General features: G+C 33.2%; 20 protein-coding genes and 1 tRNA gene. 11 read left to right on the top strand and 10 right to left on the bottom strand.

Annotated elements, in window-relative coordinates:
* Positions 1-16: 16 nt before the first annotated feature.
* The 6 genes from WNY60_RS05925 to WNY60_RS05900 form a co-directional block, all read right to left on the bottom strand.
* On the bottom strand, positions 17-1,306 hold the full coding sequence (locus WNY60_RS05925) for a hemolysin family protein (protein ID WP_145003758.1): 1,290 nt from the start codon (positions 1,304-1,306) through the stop codon (positions 17-19).
* Positions 1,307-1,492 carry a hypothetical protein gene (locus tag WNY60_RS05920; RefSeq protein WP_028283348.1) on the bottom strand — a complete coding sequence of 62 codons (186 nt, stop codon included), beginning with the start codon at positions 1,490-1,492 and terminating at the stop codon, positions 1,307-1,309.
* Positions 1,493-1,553: 61 nt separating this feature from the next.
* Positions 1,554-2,108 (bottom strand): LPS export ABC transporter periplasmic protein LptC, encoded by a 555-nt coding sequence (gene lptC / locus WNY60_RS05915; RefSeq protein ID WP_342861818.1) that lies wholly within the window; start codon positions 2,106-2,108, stop codon positions 1,554-1,556.
* The gene (locus tag WNY60_RS05910; RefSeq protein ID WP_342861817.1) at positions 2,108-3,445 is read right to left on the bottom strand and encodes a hypothetical protein; all 1,338 of its coding nucleotides are present in this window, start codon (positions 3,443-3,445) and stop codon (positions 2,108-2,110) included. Before WNY60_RS05910 ends, lptC begins: the two co-directional genes overlap by 1 nt.
* A gap of 19 nt (positions 3,446-3,464) precedes the next feature.
* Positions 3,465-4,757: a hypothetical protein gene (locus WNY60_RS05905; protein WP_342861816.1), complete on the bottom strand. Its 1,293-nt coding sequence runs from the start codon at positions 4,755-4,757 to the stop codon at positions 3,465-3,467.
* Positions 4,754-5,485: a type III pantothenate kinase gene (locus tag WNY60_RS05900; protein WP_342861815.1), complete on the bottom strand. Its 732-nt coding sequence runs from the start codon at positions 5,483-5,485 to the stop codon at positions 4,754-4,756. Before WNY60_RS05900 ends, WNY60_RS05905 begins: the two co-directional genes overlap by 4 nt.
* Before the next feature lie 188 nt (positions 5,486-5,673).
* On the opposite strand from WNY60_RS05900, the gene WNY60_RS05895 reads away from it, so the two are divergent.
* The 5 genes from WNY60_RS05895 (at position 5,674) to WNY60_RS05875 (ending at position 10,755) form a co-directional block, all read left to right on the top strand.
* A tRNA-Phe gene (locus WNY60_RS05895) sits at positions 5,674-5,749 on the top strand.
* A 129-nt stretch (positions 5,750-5,878) separates the two neighbouring features.
* Entirely contained in the window at positions 5,879-6,352 is a 474-nt protein-coding gene (locus WNY60_RS05890) for a nucleoside deaminase (protein WP_342861814.1), read from the top strand.
* A gap of 178 nt (positions 6,353-6,530) precedes the next feature.
* Entirely contained in the window at positions 6,531-7,940 is a 1,410-nt protein-coding gene (locus tag WNY60_RS05885; protein WP_342861813.1) for an FAD binding domain-containing protein, read from the top strand.
* Entirely contained in the window at positions 7,933-10,257 is a 2,325-nt protein-coding gene (locus WNY60_RS05880) for a molybdopterin cofactor-binding domain-containing protein (protein ID WP_342861812.1), read from the top strand. Before WNY60_RS05885 ends, WNY60_RS05880 begins: the two co-directional genes overlap by 8 nt.
* Positions 10,258-10,380: 123 nt before the next feature.
* Positions 10,381-10,755 carry a hypothetical protein gene (locus WNY60_RS05875; RefSeq protein ID WP_339808757.1) on the top strand — a complete coding sequence of 125 codons (375 nt, stop codon included), beginning with the start codon at positions 10,381-10,383 and terminating at the stop codon, positions 10,753-10,755.
* On the opposite strand, the gene WNY60_RS05870 is transcribed toward WNY60_RS05875, so the two are convergent.
* The 4 genes from WNY60_RS05870 to WNY60_RS05855 all read right to left on the bottom strand — a co-directional run bounded on the left by WNY60_RS05870 (position 10,752) and on the right by WNY60_RS05855 (position 14,354).
* Positions 10,752-11,237: a nucleoside-triphosphatase gene (locus WNY60_RS05870; protein ID WP_342861809.1), complete on the bottom strand. Its 486-nt coding sequence runs from the start codon at positions 11,235-11,237 to the stop codon at positions 10,752-10,754. The genes WNY60_RS05875 and WNY60_RS05870 overlap by 4 nt on opposite strands.
* Positions 11,234-12,241, bottom strand: a complete 1,008-nt coding sequence (locus WNY60_RS05865; protein WP_342861807.1) for a hypothetical protein — start codon at positions 12,239-12,241, stop codon at positions 11,234-11,236. The genes WNY60_RS05870 and WNY60_RS05865 overlap by 4 nt, the downstream gene beginning before the upstream one ends.
* A gap of 86 nt (positions 12,242-12,327) precedes the next feature.
* Positions 12,328-13,107 carry a xanthine dehydrogenase accessory protein XdhC gene (xdhC, locus tag WNY60_RS05860; RefSeq protein ID WP_342861806.1) on the bottom strand — a complete coding sequence of 260 codons (780 nt, stop codon included), beginning with the start codon at positions 13,105-13,107 and terminating at the stop codon, positions 12,328-12,330.
* Positions 13,108-13,112: 5 nt separating this feature from the next.
* Positions 13,113-14,354: a sodium:proton antiporter gene (locus tag WNY60_RS05855; RefSeq protein WP_145003792.1), complete on the bottom strand. Its 1,242-nt coding sequence runs from the start codon at positions 14,352-14,354 to the stop codon at positions 13,113-13,115.
* 139 nt (positions 14,355-14,493) lie between these two features.
* Between WNY60_RS05855 and WNY60_RS05850 the strand changes: the two genes are divergently transcribed.
* From WNY60_RS05850 to WNY60_RS05825, 6 genes are all read left to right on the top strand, one after another.
* On the top strand, positions 14,494-15,330 hold the full coding sequence (locus tag WNY60_RS05850) for an alpha/beta hydrolase (protein WP_342861805.1): 837 nt from the start codon (positions 14,494-14,496) through the stop codon (positions 15,328-15,330).
* A gap of 87 nt (positions 15,331-15,417) precedes the next feature.
* Positions 15,418-15,753 carry an arsenosugar biosynthesis-associated peroxidase-like protein gene (locus tag WNY60_RS05845; RefSeq protein WP_090838001.1) on the top strand — a complete coding sequence of 112 codons (336 nt, stop codon included), beginning with the start codon at positions 15,418-15,420 and terminating at the stop codon, positions 15,751-15,753.
* Between the two features lie 56 nt (positions 15,754-15,809).
* Positions 15,810-16,865 (top strand): arsenosugar biosynthesis radical SAM (seleno)protein ArsS, encoded by a 1,056-nt coding sequence (gene arsS / locus WNY60_RS05840; protein ID WP_145003799.1) that lies wholly within the window; start codon positions 15,810-15,812, stop codon positions 16,863-16,865.
* 39 nt (positions 16,866-16,904) lie between these two features.
* Entirely contained in the window at positions 16,905-17,591 is a 687-nt protein-coding gene (locus tag WNY60_RS05835; protein ID WP_342861803.1) for a DUF2064 domain-containing protein, read from the top strand.
* A 41-nt stretch (positions 17,592-17,632) separates the two neighbouring features.
* Positions 17,633-20,827 (top strand): SusC/RagA family TonB-linked outer membrane protein, encoded by a 3,195-nt coding sequence (locus tag WNY60_RS05830; RefSeq protein ID WP_342861802.1) that lies wholly within the window; start codon positions 17,633-17,635, stop codon positions 20,825-20,827.
* 10 nt (positions 20,828-20,837) lie between these two features.
* Complete coding sequence (locus WNY60_RS05825) at positions 20,838-22,283, top strand: SusD/RagB family nutrient-binding outer membrane lipoprotein (RefSeq protein WP_342861800.1); 1,446 nt, start codon at positions 20,838-20,840, stop codon at positions 22,281-22,283.
* The last annotated feature ends 1 nt before the right edge of the window (position 22,284 follow it).

Below are 22,284 nucleotides of genomic sequence, written 5' to 3'. Positions count from 1 at the left end.
TATTTATCTTAAAATATTAGTCTTCTTCTTTAATTTGAAGCTCTACCAAGTCAATTTTGGTGTTTGAAACTTCTAAGATTTTAAAGTTGAATTTTTCTGTCGAAACAATTTCATTTTGCTGCGGAATCTCCTCGGTATGATCTACAATTAGACCTCCTAAGGTTTCGTAGTTTTCTCCTACTGGCAAATTTAACTTGTAAGTTTCGTTTAGATAATCTACTTCTATCCTTGCTGAAAAAACATAGGTTGTTGCATCCTTTTGTTCTTCAATTAAATCAATAGTATCATGCTCATCTTCTATTTCTCCAAACAACTCTTCAACAATATCCTCCACTGTCATTATACCAGAAGTTCCACCATACTCGTCCACTACTACAGCTATACTTTTACGTTTTTTAATTAAAACGTTAAGTATATCTTTAACTAACATAGTTTCCGGAACTAACTCTATTGGCATAATCATAGAACCAATATTTTTTGGTTTTTTAAATAAGTCAAAAGAATGGACATAGCCTAAAACATCGTCTATAGTTTCTTTATATATTAATATTTTAGAACATCCTGTCTCAGTAAACAATGCGCTAAGGTCTTGGATTGTATCTTGAAGCTCTAAGGCTATAATCTCTGTACGAGGCACCATAACCTCTCTTGCTTTAACTTCGGAAAACTCTAAAGCATTTTGAAAAATTTGAATTTCGGAATCTATATCTTCATGTTCCTCGATGCTTTCCATCTGCTCACTAATATAGTGACCTAACTCTACTTTTGTAAATGCAAGTTGTACTTGGTCGCCTTCTGTTTTAAAGAATTTTTTTAAAACCACATCACTGATCCAAATAACAAAGTCGGACACCCAACTAAACATCACATAAAAAATATAAGCTGGAAAGGCTAGTACTTTTAAGAGTGTATTAGAATATATCTGAAAAAATACTTTTGGTAAAAACTCGGCAGTAAATAAAATTAATAAAGTGGATAATATGGTTTGAGACAATAAACTTAAATCTACTAACATGTAGGAGGCAAAGGCATTGTCTGTTGGCAACATACTTTGAAACCAACCCATAAGCAAATCACCCATAAAAAAACCATAAATAACCAATGCTATGTTGTTACCTATAAGCATTGTTGCAATAAATTTTGATGGTTTAGCTGTTATTTTAGATAAAATTTTAGCTAAAAAACCATCTTGCTTTTTTTCTATTTCGATATGGATTTTATTGGACGATACATATGCGATCTCCATTCCTGAAAAAAAAGCTGACAATAATAAGCACGTAACAATTATAAGTATTGAGCTAAGCATTTACTTACGATCTTGATTTTCGAACTTTTTATTAAATCTTTTTTTGAAAAAGAACATAAACACTGCTGTTACACCTAATAAAAGAGACATATATGCTCTGGTTTCTCCCCAACTTGCAATTGCATCGTAAAGAAAAAGTACTGCAAATACTAAATAAGCGTATTGAAAAAATTTAAAAGTTTTCATTTAAATATAAATTGATAAGTAAAGATACTAAAAAAGTATTCTTTTTATTAGAAAGGAAATACTATTCTTGAACAGCAAATTGACCTGTAACACCTAAAACTTCTGCTTTTTTAAAGTCTCTGTCCGAATCAAATCCCATTCCGCTAGTTACATATCCTTTGGCTCTGTATGTTGCTGGCAGATTAGTAAATAACCATTGCTTACTTTGATCGTAATATAGTTGCTCTGCAAACAAGGTGTCATTTGTTGAAGTAGCTGCAATAACATGACCTCTTAAATCAATAAGATTAGTGTTGTCATAAAGTATTGCGTAATCTGATATAATGGTAGTCTTAGCTCGGTTTTTATCATACAAATGCAAAATAACACCTTCCGGAAACTCAGAGAAAGCAAAAGCCCTATTGCTAAAATCATACATTTTAGGACTAACCAAATTTGCAGCTAGACGACCTGAGTCTGTATATTTAACATTAATACTGTCTGAGACACCTACTGGATCATTAGCAGACATACCCATTTTTTTTACATCGTCTAAATTGTTTTTACATGCAAAAAACAAAGTCATAGCTAATGCTATGACTGAGTTTTTTAATATATGTAATTTAATGTTTAGCATTATAGGTTTGGTACTGTTACACTTCTACCTATCCAACATCCAATTTTAATACTTTGACCAGCATTACCTTCAGCAAATATTTCTGATTTGGTAGGAGCTTTAGCGTTATAGCTTTCTACATATTTAGATCCTGCTCCTCCAGCTTTAGCAGCTTCGTTAGCAGCTAACCAAAATACAGCTCTTTTGTTAAAGTTTGTATCACCACAACTGTTTGCACTACTTGCATACATTGATGCTATCTGTAAGTGAGGGTTTTTGTTAGATGGGTTAAGGTTTAAAGACTCTTGGTAATATTGTCTTGCCTTACCATAACTACCACTCTTTTTAAAGTCTGAAGCAGCTTTGTAATATAATTTAGCCTTTTTAAATGGATCTGTTTCTAAGTCCATAGTTTGGTCTAAATACTTTTGCTCTCCTGTAATAACATATAAGTAATAAGAAGTACTAGCATCTGGTTGTATTGTATTTTTTTGCTTTACAATGGTAACAAACATTGGATCTTCTTTACATCCTTTTTCATATAACTTGTTCATTGCACGTTGTAACCAAACTGCATTAGTTTTGTTTGCTTCGTAATTTTTTTGGTATAACGGAATTAAGTTTTCACAGTTAGCTCTATCTCCTAATTCTTTATCAACACCAAGTTGAACATTATCAAAAGCATCTACCATAGCACCATAATATGTTTTCCATTGACCATCCTTTTTAGTTAAAGCCACACCAGAGTCTTCCTTATTGATTAACTCATTAAGTTTTTTTGCGTTAAATGCAGTTTCTTCTTCAATTTTTTCGGCAACATCATCATACTTATCAAATAAGTCTTGTGCAGTTTTGTTTCCAGAATCATATAAGCTAACCATTAACTTAAAGTAGACATATAAACTCTTAGCACTTTTAAAGCTATCCTTATCTGCTTTATAAGCAGCATCAAAACAATCAAAAACATCTTGATCTGTTAAACCTAAAGCTTCTTTGTTATCATACTTAAGTTGACATTGCTCTGATTGGTACTCTCCAACAGGAGAAATACTTGCAAAGTTTGCCATTCTCTCGTCAAACATTAAAATTAAATCATTTACATAACCTAATTTTTCTGCTCCAGTAGATTTTTTTATGTAGTGACTTAGTATTTTTTCTCCATACACGTAAATCGCTTTGTTATATTTTGGACAGTCTTTTCTTAACTCCATAAAATATGGGTAAGCAGCTTCATAATTTTTAGCTTTTGAAGCTTCAGTCATTAAGGACAATTTAGTCATACATTCTTGCTCATCTTGAGCAAATCCGACTGACAGACCCAAAAATAGGGCTATTAATAAAGTGATTTTAGTTTTCATAATCTTTAATTTTATGCTGTTAGTTATATTTCTTTTTATTAAACCATCTATCATTTAGTGATAAACTTAATTGGAAGTTAACAAAGTTTTCTTTTACTAAATTAGCAGTGGTTGTACCTCTTTGTCCAAACTCTACTCCTAAATTAGCATTAGAGAACCAAACTCCAACTGGTATTCCTACTCCAAAAGACATGCCAAACTCTTTTATCGACTCATCATTTATAATTAACCCTGTGTTCTCAAAACGCATACCTGCACGATAAGTAACTCTTTTCCAACCGCTTGAAAACGAATTATACTCAGGAATATAAAATCCTCCTAAAGATAATTTTGAAGCATCTTCAAACGTTGCTCCAACATTATCATACAAAGGATTAAAAAATTCGCTTGTATTTTGCGAAGTATATTCTAAACCTGCAAACCACTTTCTAGGCTGACCAATACCAGATCCAATAGTAAATTTAGAAGGCAAAGTTAATTCTGTTTCTTTTAAATTAGTTGCAGATAAGTCTACATCAATTTGATTTGTTAAACCAGAAGAGACATCAATTGTAGATATTGAGCGTTGGTTTTGAGACGTCAATTTAATCTCTGGTGTGTAAGTCATAGACCCTTGATACTCTAATTTAGGCGAAATCATTTTTTGGTAATGCACTCCTAAATTAAAATTTAAACCACTTAAATCTGATCTATTACTCTCTTCTGAGTAATATTGTAGTGGCTCATCAGCGTCATTATACAATACATTAATTGTATTGTTTTGGATGTTACCAAAATCATAATCCATCTGTACACCTACACTAAAATTTTTGTTAACTTGATATCCTAAAGCTAAAAAAGCCTTATTTAGACCTCCTTCTCCTGCATATCTGTAATCAACCATATCATTAGCATTACGAGTTTCTAACTCATACCCAACAGAGGAGTAAGGTAGTAGTCCAAAACCAAAACCAAATTTCCCTACAGGAAAAGCTAAAGCTAAGTAATCAAAAGTAGTACTTGTAGCACTATCACTTCCATTATCAGATTTTAGATCAGTAGTTGTATGGCTTCCTCCAACTGTAAATTTTACTGGTCTTGTTTCATTATTAAAAGTTGCAAGATTGTTACCACCATAAGTTGCTGGATTTGAAAAATTAATATGAATACTATCTTTGTAAACACCTAACCCTCCCATGCTACGATTTTCAACCGATCCTTTAAATTTTAAGCTTCCTATACCATAAAAAGAATATGGTGAAGCTGTTCCCTCCTGTCCGTAACTTTGAATTGCAAAAACTGCAATAAAAACTAATACAAGTTTTTTTATCATCCGTTTGTGTTGTATTGTAATATGAAATTCAAACCTTCTAAAAGAAAATTTGAGTTGGCAAATATGCTACTTTTTAATTGTTTAGACAAAAAATTAGTATCTCCTCCTGTTAAAATTATTGTTAAATCTGAATAATCAGCACTATAACGTTCTATTATTCCATCTATTTCACTTAAAACACCATAAACAATTCCGCTATTTATTGCGTTTATTGTCGAGTTTCCTATAAAATGTTCCGGAAACTGTGTTTCTAACAATGGTAATTTAGCGGTTTGGTAATGTAATGCTTTATAACGCATTCTTATTCCCGGAGAAATTGAACCTCCCAAATAATCATTTGTATTAGTTATAAAATCATACGTAATACAAGTACCTGCATCAATTATTAAAACATTTTTATTAGCAAATTGTTGTACAGAGGCACAAACTAATGCTATTCTATCAATGCCTAATGTTTTTGGAGTCGCATATAAATTATTAAATGGTAAAGGCGTTTCATGACTTAGTACCAATAAATTAAAATGTAGGCTCAAATAATTAACAACAGCTTGATCTATAATTCCAACCGATGATACAATTGCTAAATGCAATTGGTTATAAGACTTTCTTAATTCTTTTATACCATCCAAAACTTCTGACTGCTCAACAATAACAACAGTTATAATGTTGTTTTTATCAAATACAGCTAGTTTAGTTCGGGTATTTCCTACATCTATTACTAAATTCATTCTACATTTAAAAATGGTAAATCTACAAAACGATTGTATTAAAAAGTATTAATAATATTATAATATTGAAATTGAGACAAATAAGCCTTCAAAAGAAACAAAAGTAAAAAAACATTGTAATTTTTTTGATTTTTTGTTTGGTAGTTCTAAAATTGAAACTATATTTGCACTCGCAATTTATTGCTACTGGTGCCTTAGCTCAGTTGGTAGAGCAAAGGACTGAAAATCCTTGTGTCCCTGGTTCGATTCCTGGAGGCACCACCACTAAAAACCCGATTCATCTGAATCGGGTTTTTTGGTTTAAAGAACTAAACCAAAGATTAATAATTCACTATAAAAAAGTAGTATATTAGCTAATGCTACATTTTTCAACTTAAAAATTTAAATTATAGTATGAGTAATAAAGATCAATTTATGAAAGAAGCTGTAAACGCAGCTTTAAAAGGAATGAACAACAACGAAGGTGGACCATTTGGTTGTGTCGTTGTTAAGGATGGAAAAATTGTAGGACGCGGAAACAATAAAGTAACCTCTACTAACGACCCAACTGCACATGCAGAAGTAACTGCTATTAGAGATGCTTGTAAAAATTTAGATTCGTTTCAATTAGATGGTTGCGAAATATACACCTCTTGCGAACCTTGCCCAATGTGCTTAGGTGCTATTTACTGGGCTAGACCTGACAAAGTATACTACGGAAGTAATCAAGTAGACGCTGCCAATATTGGTTTTGATGACGAATTTATTTACAAAGAAATCCCATTACCATACGCAGAAAGAAGTATCCCGTTTGAGCAATTAGCGCGCGAAATAGCTTTAGAACCTTTTCAAGAATGGACTAAGAAAGTGGATAAAACTGAATACTAAATAAACAATGACGTCACTTCGAGTGTTTCGGTTTTTACCGAAATGTATCGAGAACCTTTAAAAAAAACTTCTCAAAACAAAATTCAAAAAAAAGGAATTGCACTCGAAGTGACGACCTCATTACATTTTTAATTCATTTATAATTCATTTATAATTAAAAATTAATTAAACGTACAACATGATAACCTTCATCCTAAATAACAAAACCATAAAAACCTCGGAACATTCCGGAACTACTTTATTGGATTTTGTGCGTTATCAACAACGCTTAACAGGAACAAAAATTGGTTGTCGCGAAGGAGATTGTGGCGCCTGTACCCTTTTAGTAGGAACACACAATGGTAACACAATGGAATACCAGAGTATTACCTCATGTATTTCGCCACTAGGAAATGCACATGGCAAGCACATTGTTACCGTTGAAGGTACAAATCTTAAAGACAAATTAACCACTGCCCAAGAAGCCATGAAAGCAAATTACGCCACACAATGTGGATTTTGCACACCTGGTTTTGTGGTTGCCTTGACAGGATTTGCATTATCAAATTCGGATAAAAATTACACTAATGCAATTGACGCTATAAGCGGAAACATTTGCAGGTGCACAGGATATAAAGCAATTGAAAAAGCAGCACATCAAGTTGTAAAAAAACTAGACAACAACACTAACACCACGTTTAATTGGTTAATTGAAAACCAATTTATTCCTGAATATTTTAAAAGCATCCCACAACGTTTAAAAGATATTGAAGCTAAAGATTTAAATCAACCCAAAGGGAAATTTGTTTCTGGAGGTACGGATTTATATGTCCAAAAAGCGGATTATTTAGTAGACAACGCTGTACATCTAATAGCCGAAAAGGAGTATTTAAAAGGAATTACTATTGAAAATGGTATTTGCACGATTGGAACCAACGCAACGGTTTCAGATTTATGGAATCATACGGAATTAAATAGTATTTTACCAAACTTAAGAAACCACTTAAAGTTAGTCTCTTCAGAACAAATTAGAAACATGGCTTCGCTTGGAGGGAATTTAGTAAACGCCTCGCCTATTGGAGACATGACTATCTTTTTTCTCTCGCTTGATAGTAATATTACAATATTAAATTCTGAAGAAAAAGAAAGAACCATTGCACTCAAAAACTTTTACAAAGGGTACAAAACTTACGATTTAAAAGACGACGAACTTTTAAAGCGCATTCAATTTAAATTACCAACAGAACAGTCATTTTTCAATTTTGAAAAAGTGTGTAAACGGACACATTTAGATATTGCTAGTGTCAATTCTGCAATACATCTTTCAGTTGAAAACGAAACGATATCGGAAGCGCATGTTTCCATTGGAGGTGTTGCTGCCATTCCAAAATATTTGCATGAGACCTCAGCCTTTTTAGTTGATAAACCATTGACTTTAGACACTATAATTGAAGCTAATCAAATACTTCAAAATGAAATCAGTCCAATTAGTGATGTGCGTGGGACAACTGACTACAAACGGTTGTTAGGACGACAATTATTTTTTGCTCATTTTACAACGTTATTCCCGAAGCACTTCACCTTAAACGATTTTGTACAGCATGCATAAAAACAAGCCAAATAAAGTATTAGACACTAAATTAGATGCTGTTTCAAAATCATTAAAACAAAGCATCAAAAACTTAGACTCTTACACGCATGTCCGTGGAGAATCATTGTATGTTGACGATGTTAATATTAGACAAGGGACATTTCATGCTGTTGTTTTTGATTCGCCAAAAGCGCACGGAAAAATAAAAAGTATTGATTATTCTAAAGCAAAAGCTCTAGAAGGTGTACAACGTATTTTTACTTATAAAGATGTTCCTGGAGAAAATGAAATTGGTGGTATTATTCCAGACGAACCTTTATTTGCAGAACACGACGTCCATTTCTGGGGAATGCCCATTGCATTAATTGTTGCGGAGTCAGAATTTATTGCTCGAAAAGCACGAGATTTAATTATCATTGAAATAGAAAACTTACCAGTCATTACTACAGCAAAAGAAGCCAAAGCAAAAGGCAGCTTTATTAATGCACCACGTTCTTTTAGTTTAGGAGATACAGAAAAAGCATTTGCAAATTGTGACTATGTTTTTGAAGGTGAAACATTCTCTAACGGACAAGAGCATTTATATATCGAAGCACAAGGTGCTTATGCAGAACCTTTAGAAAACGGAAACATAAAAGTAACATCATCTACACAAGGTCCAACTGCTGTGCAAAAAACAATTGCTAAAGTTTTGGGCATTGCAATGCATAAAATTGAAGTTGATGTAACACGACTTGGAGGTGGATTTGGAGGTAAAGAAGATCAAGCAACACCTTGGGCTGTAATGGCAGCTTTGGCTGCGCACCATTTAAACCAATCTGTAAAACTGATTTTAAATCGTCATGACGATTTACGCATGACAGGAAAACGTCATCCCTATGAAAGCACATATAAAATTGGACTTTCAAAAGACTTAAAAATTATAGCGTATCAAACCGAGTTTTTGCAAAACTCTGGTGCTGCAGCAGATTTATCTCCTGCAATTGCAGAGCGCACTTTGTTTCATGCCACCAACAGTTATTACATACCTAATGTAACAACAAAAGTGTTGAGTTGCAAAACCAACTTACCGCCAAACACAGCATTTAGAGGATTTGGAGGTCCACAAGGTATGTTTGTAATCGAATCTGCTATTGCAAAAGCTGCTCATGAAATTGGTGTACCAACACGAACAATTCAAGAAGCGAATTTGTTAGATGAAAACGACACGTTTTCTTATGGACAAATTGCAAAAAAAGTAGAAGCCAAAAACACATGGCATTCTGCTAAAAACATATTTGACATTGAAGCTTTAGAACAAGCGGTTGAAGACTTCAATAATAACAATACAAGTTTCAAAAAAGGAATAGCGTTTATGCCCATTACTTTTGGTATTTCGTTTACAAACACACCAATGAATCATGCACGTGCTTTGGTTCATATTTATTTAGACGGAAGCGTTGGTATTAGTACTGCTGCTGTAGAAATGGGGCAAGGTGTAAACACCAAAATGATGCAAATTGCTGCGGATGTGTTTTCTATTCCTATTGAAAAAATCAAAATAGAAACAACCAATACAACGCGTGTTGCCAATACGTCGCCTTCTGCTGCAAGTTCTACCGCAGATTTAAACGGAAAAGCAACCTTAATGGCTTGTAATGCTTTAGTTGAAAGATTAAAAATTGTGGCTTCGGAAGACTTAAAAGCTCCAATAAAAGACATTACTTTAAATGAAGAATCTGTTTATATCAACAATAAAAAATCAGCTTTAACTTGGACAGAGCTAGTCAGCAAAGCCATGTTAAAACGTGTTGCTCTAACTGAAAACGCACATTATGCGACTCCAGAAATTCACTTTGACAAAACCAAAGAAAAGGGTCATCCTTTTGCTTATCATGTTTACGGAACCGCAATTACAACAACCACTATAGATTGTATGCGTGGTACTTATGAGTTTGACAGCGTAAAAATTGTACATGACTACGGAAAAAGCATGAGCGAAGGTATTGATTTAGGTCAAGTAGAAGGTGCTTTAATACAAGGTATTGGCTGGATGACTATGGAAGAGATTGCTTATAATAAAGAAGGGAAATTATTATCAAATGCACTTTCCACCTATAAAATTCCTGATATCTTTTCTGTACCAAAAACAGTAGAAGTGATTCCTGTAGAAACTGAAGGAAACGACATGGCTATATTAAAATCTAAAGCTGTTGGAGAGCCTCCTTTAATGTATGGGATTGGTGCTTATTTTGCACTTCAAAATGCTATAAAAGCGTTTAATCCAAACTACGACATGCAATTTCATGCACCAATGACACCTGAAAAGGTATTAACTGGTTTATATCAAAAATAATTAAGCCTTATCGCACTACATTACAAAACACAAAACATCCTTAAAGGTGCACTAATTTATAGTGCTGGAGACACAATAGCAGCCTTAATTGTCGACGAGTATTCTTGGCACAGACTACTGGGAATGGCATTTGTTGGCGCCACTTTTTATGCGTTTGAAATCCCTAACTATTTTGATTGGATAGTGAAAAAAACTAAAGATTTAAAAGGTGCACGCGCTGTATTATCTAAAACAGGTTTAGCCATAGCCTACTTTAATCCACTTTGGGTTGCAAGACATTTATTGTTTATCAAATTATTTTCGGCACAATTTAATGCGATTGGCTTTAATTTAATAGAAATTGCCTTTTGGTCCTTTTTAGTAAATATTCCTATTTCGTTTTTAGCAAATTACTTGATTCAAAATAGATTTAAATTAAAATGGCGTTTTTTAGGAAGCGCAATATACTCTGCAATAATGGCGATTTATTACGCTTTAGGCGAAACTATTTTTAGTTAGATTAAATGTTCTAAATCTTCTATAGTCAGAATAGAACATTCAGTTATCTCATAATGCTCCAAAACAGCATCCAACAAATAATCTCTGACTACCAAAATAAGATGTGAGTTATCTTTAGATCTAAACTGAGAAATCAAAGCTTGGGTTGAGACATGCAAGCCTTCATTTTTTAATTCTAACTTACCAATTTCATCAATAATTAAAAATTGAGGTTTTGTTTTTGAAGCTTCTAAAATCAAATAGTCATTAGCTTCATTAAAAGCCGATTGCAAAAATTTAAAATTACCTATTGCAACAATAGCTTCGGCTTCAGCTTCAGCTTCAAGCTTAAAAGTTGTTTTGTTTTTTAATTTCAGAAAATAACGTTTTCCATTAGCATCATCGGGACACAATAATCCATCAACATCATTCTTGTTTTTAGACCAATCTAACAACGCTGTAGTCTTACCTGATCGTATTGCTCCCGTAAGGATATAAATCATTCCGTAGGCGTTTTAAAATGAATACAGTTAGAAATACTATTGGCTATAAAAAACTTAAAACGATTGAATCCTTTTAAATGCTGCGTTTGTTTCCAAGTATAAGAAATAATCTGCCTAAAATAAGGAAACAAATCCATCGCGTTTGTTATTTCTTTTTGATATTTAGATTCTTTTTTACTTAAGTATTTCTGAACCATTTTTAATAAAAAAGGACCAATTACTAAATACCAAAGCATTAAAATAAGAAAACTACGAAACACGATATAAATAGCCTTTTGCCACCCAAAAAGAGGACCTCCAAATATTGAAAACCCTAAAACTATAAGGCCAACCGTAATTAACCACACCCAAATAACTTTGGTTTTAAAGGGTACTTTATGCTTAGTGCTTTCCGACGCTTTTGGCATTGTATCTAAATAAAAATCAACCTCAGGTTTTCTTGATATTATCTTAATAATACTTTTAATAAATAAACCGGCTAATAGTCCACAAACTCCATATATCAGAAGATATAACGTGACTAAAAAAGATGTGGTAGACGTTTCTGAGACAAAGTCTAACTTTTTCTGAACCCATGAGCCATAAATATTAATAGCTTCCCAAAGACCAGTACCATAAACCACTGTTAGCACTATTAGTTTTTGCAATGCGGACTCTAAAAAAATCACCATTCCTAAAACCAAAATCACGACACCTTTCCAAGAAAAGTTAGAAAATAAAAACGCACCAAAAAGCGCTTGAAAACTGACTGCAACATAAGCTCCGAACGGAGAATATGGACTTACTGCCATTTTAATAATCAAGACAATAACCAATGCTTTTAAAATAGCTTGCCATTTATTTTTAGCATAAAAAGCAATTAAGCTAATTAACAATATTGAAACACCACCAACAATCAAACCTGTGAATGGCGAATTAAACACATGTAAAAAACCACCCAAACCAGACTCATTTAAAGCCCAAAGCGCAGTTAATTTATCTATGATTGATTTGTTTTTTTTCATCTTTAATTGCTGCAATAATAGCCATTCTTTTACTTACAAGACACTTCGTAATCTCATAGAGGGAATATTATCATCAAATCTTAGTATTAATTAGCTAAGCTTTTATAATGCACTTGTAGTAATTGTGCAACAACACTTATAGCAATTTCTTTTGGTGTATCACCTCCAATGTCTAAACCAATAGGACAAACGACATTAGTCATACCTTCAGGAATATTCATCTCTTTAATAAGCATATTGTTAAATCTGACTTTTTTAGTTTTACTGCCAATCAACCCCAAAAATTTAGTTTGATTTTGTAACGCCATTGCTATAATATCAAAGTCAATTGCATGATTATGTGTTAACACTAAAACGTAGCTGTTACTACCCCATTTTACAACCTCCTTAAACGTTTTGAAATCAGTTTCAGTAGTTTGATGTGTTGCAATACTAGAATCTAACTCTAGATTAGAAAACCAGTCGTCTCGAGAATCTATTAGATTAACTTTAAAAGGCGTGTCTACTAAAAGTTTGCAGATTTCTACTCCGATATGTCCTGCTCCAAATAAAAATAACTCTGGCGATTGATTCATAGGTTCTATAATAAATTCGACTTTCCCGCCACAGCATTGCTCAAACTCTGGTCCTAAGGTGTAACTAGATTCTATAATTCTGTTGTCATTAATAGCAATTAATGCTTCGTCAATAGCTTTAAACTCTAGCTTACCTCCGCCTATGGTTCCGTAGATCTGTTTGTCTTTAGTGACTATCATTCTAGAACCAACAACGCAAGGTGTTGACCCCAGACATTTGGAAACAGTAATAAAAGCAATGGGTTGTTGTTTTGCCTTAAAATCAGACAATAGACTAATCCAGTTTTGCATAAGGGCTATTTAATTTCTAGTTTTTTAACTAATTTGCCAACGGTCATTCCTTGTATTAATATAGAAAAAACAACCACAACATAGGTAATTACCAAAATTAAATCACGCTCCATAACTTCTGTAAGACCTAAAGCCAACGCTATAGATATTCCACCACGCAATCCACCCCAAGTCATAATCAGGTTAGTTTTTGGAACAAAGTCCAACTTGTTTTCAAAGAATTTTATTGGTATTAACAATGAAATATATCTACAAACTAACACTAAAGGAATTGCTAATAAACCAGCAGTCAAATACTCGAATTTAAAGGTTAACACTAACATTTCCATCCCTATTAAAACAAACAGAATGGTATTTAAAAGAATATCCAATAACTCCCAAAACTTATCGACATAGGTTTCTGTTGTTTTCGACATTGCACTATCTCTAACCGTATCATTCCCAACTACCAAACCAGCGGTCACCATTGCTAAAGGCGCTGATATATGCAGCTTTTGCGCTAAAACAGTTCCTCCCATAACAGCAGCTAGGGTTATAATAACTTCAATATCATAATCGTCAATAGACTTCATTAATCTATACGTAATCCAGCCCAAAATCAAACCTAATGCAATCCCTCCAAGCACCTCAACACCAAACAGCTCCACAACTTCTAAAGCACTAACATTTTCAATACCTAAATCGGCAATTTTAAATATGGTTAAAAATATAACAACACCAACACCATCGTTAAAAAGGGATTCTCCAACAATTTTAGTTTCTAATTTTTTAGGCACACCTGCCTTTTTTAATATACCCAAAACAGCAATTGGATCTGTTGGCGAAATTAATGCACCAAACAATAAACAGTATATAAAATCTATATGTAAGCCTATAATTGGCAATGCATAAAACATAGCACCACCAACTAAAAATGTCGAAATCAAAACACCAAAGGTCGCAAATGCAAAAACAGGCCAACGCTGTACTTTAAGCTGCTCAAAATTAGTATGTAAAGCACCTGCAAACAGCAAAAAACTTAGCATTACGTCTAATAGAACACTTTTAAAATCTATTTGTGTAATTATAAACTTCTCTGCGTTTAGCAAAGTATCATCAAAATAACTTAATGCAAAAACCCCTAATGTAAACACAATGGTAATTAACATTAAACCAATGGTATTAGGCATTTTTAAAAACCGCACATTTATATACCCAAAAATGGCAGAAATAAGTACTAATATTGATGCAATCACAAAATAATCCATAGAAATATATTTATTGCTAAATTAAAATATTTAACATAAAAATCTGTTATTTGGCAAAATTTAGATTATTATACGTGTTATGAAAAACCTATGCATACTAGTTATTGTATTAACCTTTTTTTCCAGTCCAGCTCAAAACATGAAAACTTACACCTACGCCACAAAAGGATTAGACACACTTAAATTAGATGTTTACACGCCAGAAAACATTAAACCAACAGATAGCTTACCTGTTGTCATTTGGATGCATGGTGGCGGATTTTCTAGTGGTGAACGTAATGGTATTGACGAGTTGAATATCGTTAATGCTGCCAATAAAAATGGGTATATTGGAGTATCGATAACATATAGATTATTAAGAAAAGGAACAGATACTGGCTTTAGTTGCAATTGTAGTAAAGAAGACAAGATGTTCACCTTTAATCAGGCAGTTATCGACTTTTTAGATGCTACTAATTTTATCTATCAAAATAGCAAGATGCTACAAGTAGATACAACAAAAATTATTGCAGCAGGAAGCAGTTCTGGAGCAGAGACAGCACTACATGCAGCATTTATGCGACGTTTTTTTATTTCAGATTTAAGCATGTATCAAGACATTAAATTTGCAGGAGTAATTGGTTTTTCTGGTGCATTTCTGGACATAGACCACTTGACTATTGACAATGCAATACCAGTAGCACTTACACACGGTACGGAGGATCAAGCTGTACCCTTTGGCAGTGCTCCACACCACCACTGTAAACCAACAAAACCTGGTTATATTATGTTACATGGTGCCAAAACTATTACCGAAAAATTAGACACTTTAGAAAGTTCCTACTATTTAAATCTAGTCAAAAACGGAACTCATGATGCAGCTAATGTACATCCTGAAGATCTTGACGATATCTTTTATTTTTTGAATAAAACAGTCCTTAAAAACGAAGTTATTCAAACCAAAAAATACACCTTACCAAAACCTACTATCTATTAATTTATCATAAATAACAGTACTTTTGTTAGTACTACTAAAACTTTACGACAAAACGGTTTTAGATTTATATCTTTAAAAAAAATCATGATGGCAAAAACATATTACGATCCAGCGGATCTAAGAAAATTCGGAAAAATAACAGAATGGAATGAAGAACTTGGAAACAAGTTTTTTGACTATTACGGAAAAGTATTTGAAGAAGGCGCTTTAACTGCTCGCGAAAAATCATTAATAGCATTAGCTGTTGCACATACTGAGCAATGCCCATATTGCATTGATGCTTATACCAAAGATACCTTACAACGTGGTATCACAAAGGAGCAAATGATGGAAGCCATACACGTTGGTGCAGCTATAAAAAGTGGTGCAACTTTAGTTCATGGTGTACAAATGATGAATAAAGTAAACAAATTAGACGGTTAAAATAAAACCAATTTGGTATTACTTACGTAAGAATTACAAACAAGACAAATTGATTAATGGCAACAAAATCCCTTAAAAAATTAGGTAGCGATTTAGCAAAAAGCAATAAACAACTAGAGATATTATCTGGCGGAATTTTTGCTGATGGCGAATTACCAACTTTCAAAGATAAAATTTCTGAAACTAGTCAATTTCCGCTTAAAGCGAAAAAACTAGAAATACTACAAATTAACGTTGGTTACATGTGTAATCAAGTGTGCGAGCATTGTCACGTAGATGCAGGTCCAGACCGAAAGGAAATTATGACCCAAGAGACTATGCAACAAATCTTGGATGTTATTAAAACGACAGGTGCGCATACTTTAGATTTAACAGGAGGTGCTCCAGAAATGAACCCAAATTTTAGATGGTTTGTAGAAGAAGCTTCAAAAATTGGAATTAAAGATTTTATTGTACGTTCTAATTTAACCATTATTCGTGCTAACAAAAAGTATTACGATTTACCACAGTTTTTCAAAAAGCATAATATTCATGTTATAAGCTCAATGCCACATTGGACAAGAGGAAAAACGGACAAACAACGTGGCGAAGGTGTTTTTGACATGTCTATAAAAGCCTTGCAGGAGTTAAATGCTGTTGGTTATGGTATGCCAGGAAGCGATTTAAAATTGGACTTGGTTTACAATCCTTCAGGAGCCTTTTTACCTGGTGACCAAATGGCTATGGAAAAAGATTTCAAAAAAGCTTTGATGGAAGATTTTAGCATTCAGTTTCATAACTTATTTGCAATTACAAACCTACCAATTGCTAGATTTTTAGACTTTTTAATAGCCTCAGAAAACTACGAAGATTATATGTACTCTTTAGTCGAAGCTTATAATCCTGCTGCAGTAGCAAACGTCATGTGTACTAATACATTGTCTGTAAGTTGGGATGGTTATTTATTTGATTGCGATTTTAACCAAATGCTAGAATTGCCTGTAAACAGTAAATCTAAACATATATCAGACTATAAAACCGAATTACTTGAAGGTAGAAACATAGTAATTTCACAACATTGTTATGGTTGCACTGCAGGAGCAGGAAGTAGCTGTCAAGGTGTTGTTGCTTAATATAAAACTAACTTTTTTCGCTGTCGCGGAAATCCATAAATGAAGACTAAAACTGCCATTTTAATTTTTTCTAATTCTGCTAAAGAGGATGCTAAACGCAAATCTTTTTCAGATAGTCGGTTGTTTGAAACACTTACAAACGAGACTATTAAAAAAGTTAAAAAAACAGGATTACCGTTTTTTCATTTTACTGAAGCACAGCAACAAGGTTTAAATTTTGGTGATCGTTTTACAAATGCTATTCAATCGGTTTTTGATAGAGGTTTTACTAATGTTATTTCTATAGGAAACGACACACCACATCTAAAAACCAAGCACATAAATGATGCTTACCAAAAACTAAACAACAATCAGTTGGTTTTTGGACCATCAAAAGATGGCGGATTTTATTTAATGGGTTTAACCAAAAACCTATTTAATGCTAAGCAGTTTAAAAATTTACCTTGGCAAACTTCAGCTTTAAAAAGCACTACATTACAATTCTTATCTTCGACTAAAATCACTTTTAGTACGCTTGAAACCTTAGACGACATCGATTCGTTTAAAGACTTAAAAGCTATTTTAAATAGTTATAAAACGGTTTCAAAAACACTAAAAACTATAATACTACAACTTTGTATTTCCGCGAAAGCGATACTTAAACACATAGCATTACAATACCTATTATTACCACAACAATTACCTTTTAACAAAGGGTCTCCTAAATTAGTTTACACCAACCAATAGTGGCTTTTAGCCAATTTTATACTGAAACTAATTTAATTTAAATGAAACACATTTACTTATGTGCTTTGCTTCTTGTTTGTACATTTAGCGTTGCACAAACTACGATTACTGGTACTGTAACAAGTGCACAAGATGGTCAAACTTTAGCATACGTTAATATTTTAGCAGACCAAAATAACGGAACAATATCCGATAACAGCGGTTATTATTCTATTACAATTTCTGAGGAAACGGAAAACTTAACATTCTCATTTATTGGTTACAAAACACAACAAATTGCAATTAATAATCAAACGGTTATTAATGTTGTTTTAGAAGAAGATACCTCTAATTTAGACGAAGTAGTCATTACTGCATTAGGTCTAGAACGTGACACTAAAGAGCTTGGATATGTAGTACAATCTTTAAAAAGTGAAGGTTTAACCGAAGTCAAAACGGTAAACTTTATTGATAATCTTGCTGGTAAACTTGCAGGTGTTACAGTCTCTCAAGGTGCGACAGGTGTTGGATCGTCTTCAAAAATAACGATTCGTGGTGAAGCCTCATTTTCTAACAATAATCCTTTATTTGTAGTGGATGGTGTCCCAATTAACAACAATACTGTTTTTAACTTTACAAACGAAGCTGCTGCTGGTTTTCAGGAAATAGATTTTGGAAATGGGGCTATGGAAGTTAATGCAGACGATATCGAAGAGGTTTCTGTATTAAAAGGTCCAAGTGCTGCTGCTTTGTATGGTACGCGTGCATCCAACGGAGTGATTGTTATTAAAACCAAAGATGGTAAAAAAACCAAAGGTTTAGGGATTAGCATTAACACGTCGTTATTTGTTGATAATGCTTTTAGATTACCAAAATTTCAAAATAGTTACGGACAAGGTAATTCTGGACAATTTGAATATGTTGATGGTCTTGGAGGCGGAATTAATGATAATATCACCTATTCTTGGGGACCACAATTGGATGCTGGCATTTACGTTCCGCAGTTTAATAGTCCAGTGACATTAGCAAACGGAACTATTGTACGTGGTGGAGATACTGCTTTATATTCTGGTGACGCTATTACACCAACCTTATTCCAGTCTAATCCAGATAACTTAAAAGATTTTTACCAAACAGGAATTACTACCATTAATAATATTGCTATTTCTAGTGGTTTTGATACTGGTGATTATAGATTATCGTTTACAGATTTAAGAAGCGAATCTATTATTCCTGGTGTAAATTTAGACCGACAAACTTTTGCTGCAAAATTAAATTTTGAGCCCACAGAAAAAACGACTATCTCAACCTCATTATCTTACACCAATTCTTCAAGTGATAACAGACCATCTAACGGTTATGGTAGCGAAAATGTAAATTACAGTTTGGTAGCTTGGGGACCACGAAGTCTTGATATTAATAGTTTAAAAAACTATTGGCAACCTGGTTTAGAAGGTGTACAACAATATAGTTTTAACTACACGTTTTTTGATAATCCTTATTTTATTTTATACGAAAATACAAATAGTTTTAATCGTGATCGTGTCTTCGGAAACGTTGCTATTACACATAAATTTACAGACCATTTAAATCTTCAGGTTAGAACAGGTATGGATTATTCGTCTGAAAAAAGAGTACTAAAACGTGCGTATTCTAGTAATCGTTTTCAAAATGGTGCTTACGCAGAACATGATGTGTTTTACAGAGAAGTTAATACCGATTTTCTATTAAATTACAACAATACGTTTGGCGATTTTAAATTAGATGCATCCATTGGTGGAAACCGATTAAACCAAACAGCATCAACCAAGCAATCACAAACGGTTAGTTTGGCACAACCTGGAATTTTTAATTTAAATAATGCTGCATCACCTATTGAAGTGTTTCAGTTTGAATCTAAAAAACGTATCAATTCCTTTTATGGAATTGCAAAACTGGGCTATAAAGATTTTCTGTTTTTAGACATTACTGGTCGTAATGATTGGTCTAGTGCTTTAGCAACACCTTTTTCGGTGGATGGCACTTCTTTTTTCTATCCTTCGGCTTCAGCCAGTTTTATTTTATCTAATGTTACAGAGCTTCCTGAAGCTGTATCTTTTGCAAAAATAAGAGCCAGTGTGGCACAAGTTGGTAACGATACTAATCCGTATCAAACTTCTGGAGCTTTTGTATCGCAAACACCTTTTAATAGTCAACCTACTTTTAGTAATCAGGATTTTATTCCTAATTCAGAATTAAAACCAGAAAGCACCACTAATTACGAATTTGGTGCAGATTTACGTTTCTTGAAAGATCGTATTCGTTTTGACTTTACCTATTATAATGCCATAACTAAAGATCAAATAATTTCATTACCAATACCAATTTCATCCGGTTATGAACAACAAGTTGTAAATGGTGGAAAAGTAAAATCGACTGGTGTCGAAATTATCGCTGGGTTCACTCCTATCAAAACGTCTAATTTTAAATGGAATACAACCTTCAATTTTGCTAAAAACAAAGCAACTATTGAAGAGTTACCTCAAGAAGATGGACGTTTAACTTTGGCTTATAGCCGAATTTATGATAGTGCCAATCAAACGGTTTGGTTTCAAGTTGAAGAAGGTGGACAGATTGGAGATATTTATGGTACAGGTTATAGTGTTAACCCAACTGGAGAATTTGTTTTAGATGACCAAGGTAATTACATCAGCAATAATTTTTTGCAGAAACTTGGAAATTATAATCCAGATTTTACATTAGGTTGGAACAATGACTTTAACTATAAAAATTGGACTGCAAGCTTTTTATTTGACTGGAGACAAGGTGGCGAAATTGTATCAAGAACTAGCGCATTAGGTAATGTTGGAGGACAATTAGCCGAAACAGAATACAGACCTGACGAAGGTATTGTAGCAGAAGGAGTTAATGTTAATACAGGTTTACCAAATACTGTAGCTATATCTGCAGAAAGCTATTACAGACAATTTTATGACAGAAATCAAGAGCAAAATAACATCTATGACGCGTCTTACTTAAAGTTGAGACAATTTTCTGTTGGTTACAATTTTAAATTAAAAGAAGGCTTTTTAGGCTTAAAAGAAGGTGGAGACATTGCAGTGTCTTTAATTGGTAAAAACCTATTTGTTATTACTGAAAACCCACACTTTGACCCAGAACAATTAGCAGTACAAGGTAACGGTTTTGTTAGTGGTGTAGAAGATATGAGTTATGCCACATCACGCAGTTTTGGATTAAAAGCAAGTTTAAATTTTTAATAGACACATCATGAAAAACACATTATACATATTAAGCTTTTTCGCGCTTGTTTTAACCACAAGTTGCACTAAAGACTTTGAAGACATAAACACCAATCCTAATGCACCAAACACAGTGCAACCTAGTTTGCTACTACGTCAAGTTATTTACGATTTTGGAGAACAAATGAGTTATGAAGGTTTTGTTGCTGGCGATTTATTATCGCAACATAGGACTGCTTTAGATTTCAATTTATTTGACAGACACGCCTTAAAATCGCCACAATTAGGTGGAAATCCTTGGCCAATATTTTACACCAATTTACGTGATAACGAGATTATATTAACACAATCCAAAACCACCTCAACCTTTAAAGTCTATGAAGGTCCTGCTTTAATTTTAAAAGCATACATGGCAGCAGGATTAACAGATTTGTTTGGTGATGTGCCCTATTTTGAAGCCTTTAATGGTATTGAGGGAACCGTTACACCAAGTTACGACAGTCAAGAATCTATTTATTTAAATGAAAACGGTATTTTAGATAATCTTAATAATGGGATTGAAGCTATTGCAAATTACGATTTAGCGATACCGTTGGAAGGAGATATTTTATTTAATGGAGATTTAGACGCTTGGGTAAAATTTGCAAATAGTTTAAAATTAAAATATTTGCTTCGTATTTCCGATCAAGTGGATGTTTCAACTGAATTACAAACCATATATAATGAAGATAATTATATTTCAGCTACAGCTGAAAATGCTATTTTCAACTTTACAAACACAGATCCAAACAGCTTTAGATTGGCGCAATTAAGAATAGGAGATTTTAATAATTTTGTTCTATCAGAAACCATGGAAAATATTTTAATTGACCTAAATGATGATAGAATAAGCACGTTTTTCAAACCTTTTGAAAACTCGTCTTCCAATCAATTTAATGGATTGATTAATGGTATTGATGCTTCATCAACATCAATTGCTTTGGCAGACTATTCGTTAGCTGGAAGTGCATTTAGAGAAGACACTTCGGTTTTGGATGCTAATTTTATAACCTCTTGGGAAGTTCATTTTATTTTAGCTGAAGCTGCCTTAAAAGGATTAATTAGCGCCAATGCACAAGAATTATATGAAACAGGAGTCGCACATGCTTTTGAGTATTGGCAAACCGATTTACCTGCAACTTACCTAACAAGCAATGCTGCTTATAATGCACCAGGAACAACGCCTTTACAACAAATTATCACTCAAAAATGGATTGCTAATCTTATAAATGGTTATGAAGGTTGGGTAGACTACAGACGTACAGGTTTTCCTGAGTTTAATGCAATATCTGCAAGTTTAAACAATGGATTAATACCAGTCAGAATGCCTTATCCTGCAGAAGAAGAAGCTTTAAATGCCATAAACTATAATCAAGCAGCAAGTGCAACTAATGGTAACGATATTAACTTCCCAGTTTGGTGGGACCAAAACTAAA

It is taken from the genome of Olleya sp. AS48 (genome assembly GCF_038900355.1).
Classification (GTDB): domain Bacteria; phylum Bacteroidota; class Bacteroidia; order Flavobacteriales; family Flavobacteriaceae; genus Olleya.
This window is presented reverse-complemented; position numbering and strand designations above follow the sequence as displayed.

What these genes read in the sequence shown, in the direction of transcription:
- xdhC (WP_342861806.1), bottom strand. Translation starts at nt 13,107, where the DNA reads ATGCAAAACTGGATTAGTCTATTGTCTGATTTTAAGGCAAAACAACAA.
- WNY60_RS05885 (WP_342861813.1), top strand. Translation starts at nt 6,531, where the DNA reads ATGATAACCTTCATCCTAAATAACAAAACCATAAAAACCTCGGAACAT.
- WNY60_RS05925 (WP_145003758.1), bottom strand. Translation starts at nt 1,306, where the DNA reads ATGCTTAGCTCAATACTTATAATTGTTACGTGCTTATTATTGTCAGCT.
- WNY60_RS05920 (WP_028283348.1), bottom strand. Translation starts at nt 1,492, where the DNA reads ATGAAAACTTTTAAATTTTTTCAATACGCTTATTTAGTATTTGCAGTA.
- WNY60_RS05880 (WP_342861812.1), top strand. Translation starts at nt 7,933, where the DNA reads ATGCATAAAAACAAGCCAAATAAAGTATTAGACACTAAATTAGATGCT.
- WNY60_RS05875 (WP_339808757.1), top strand. Translation starts at nt 10,381, where the DNA reads ATGGCATTTGTTGGCGCCACTTTTTATGCGTTTGAAATCCCTAACTAT.
- WNY60_RS05830 (WP_342861802.1), top strand. Translation starts at nt 17,633, where the DNA reads ATGAAACACATTTACTTATGTGCTTTGCTTCTTGTTTGTACATTTAGC.
- lptC (WP_342861818.1), bottom strand. Translation starts at nt 2,108, where the DNA reads ATGCTAAACATTAAATTACATATATTAAAAAACTCAGTCATAGCATTA.
- WNY60_RS05850 (WP_342861805.1), top strand. Translation starts at nt 14,494, where the DNA reads ATGAAAACTTACACCTACGCCACAAAAGGATTAGACACACTTAAATTA.
- WNY60_RS05865 (WP_342861807.1), bottom strand. Translation starts at nt 12,241, where the DNA reads ATGAAAAAAAACAAATCAATCATAGATAAATTAACTGCGCTTTGGGCT.
- WNY60_RS05905 (WP_342861816.1), bottom strand. Translation starts at nt 4,757, where the DNA reads ATGATAAAAAAACTTGTATTAGTTTTTATTGCAGTTTTTGCAATTCAA.
- arsS (WP_145003799.1), top strand. Translation starts at nt 15,810, where the DNA reads ATGGCAACAAAATCCCTTAAAAAATTAGGTAGCGATTTAGCAAAAAGC.
- WNY60_RS05890 (WP_342861814.1), top strand. Translation starts at nt 5,879, where the DNA reads ATGAGTAATAAAGATCAATTTATGAAAGAAGCTGTAAACGCAGCTTTA.
- WNY60_RS05870 (WP_342861809.1), bottom strand. Translation starts at nt 11,237, where the DNA reads ATGATTTATATCCTTACGGGAGCAATACGATCAGGTAAGACTACAGCG.
- WNY60_RS05825 (WP_342861800.1), top strand. Translation starts at nt 20,838, where the DNA reads ATGAAAAACACATTATACATATTAAGCTTTTTCGCGCTTGTTTTAACC.
- WNY60_RS05910 (WP_342861817.1), bottom strand. Translation starts at nt 3,445, where the DNA reads ATGAAAACTAAAATCACTTTATTAATAGCCCTATTTTTGGGTCTGTCA.
- WNY60_RS05855 (WP_145003792.1), bottom strand. Translation starts at nt 14,354, where the DNA reads ATGGATTATTTTGTGATTGCATCAATATTAGTACTTATTTCTGCCATT.
- WNY60_RS05835 (WP_342861803.1), top strand. Translation starts at nt 16,905, where the DNA reads ATGAAGACTAAAACTGCCATTTTAATTTTTTCTAATTCTGCTAAAGAG.
- WNY60_RS05900 (WP_342861815.1), bottom strand. Translation starts at nt 5,485, where the DNA reads ATGAATTTAGTAATAGATGTAGGAAATACCCGAACTAAACTAGCTGTA.
- WNY60_RS05845 (WP_090838001.1), top strand. Translation starts at nt 15,418, where the DNA reads ATGGCAAAAACATATTACGATCCAGCGGATCTAAGAAAATTCGGAAAA.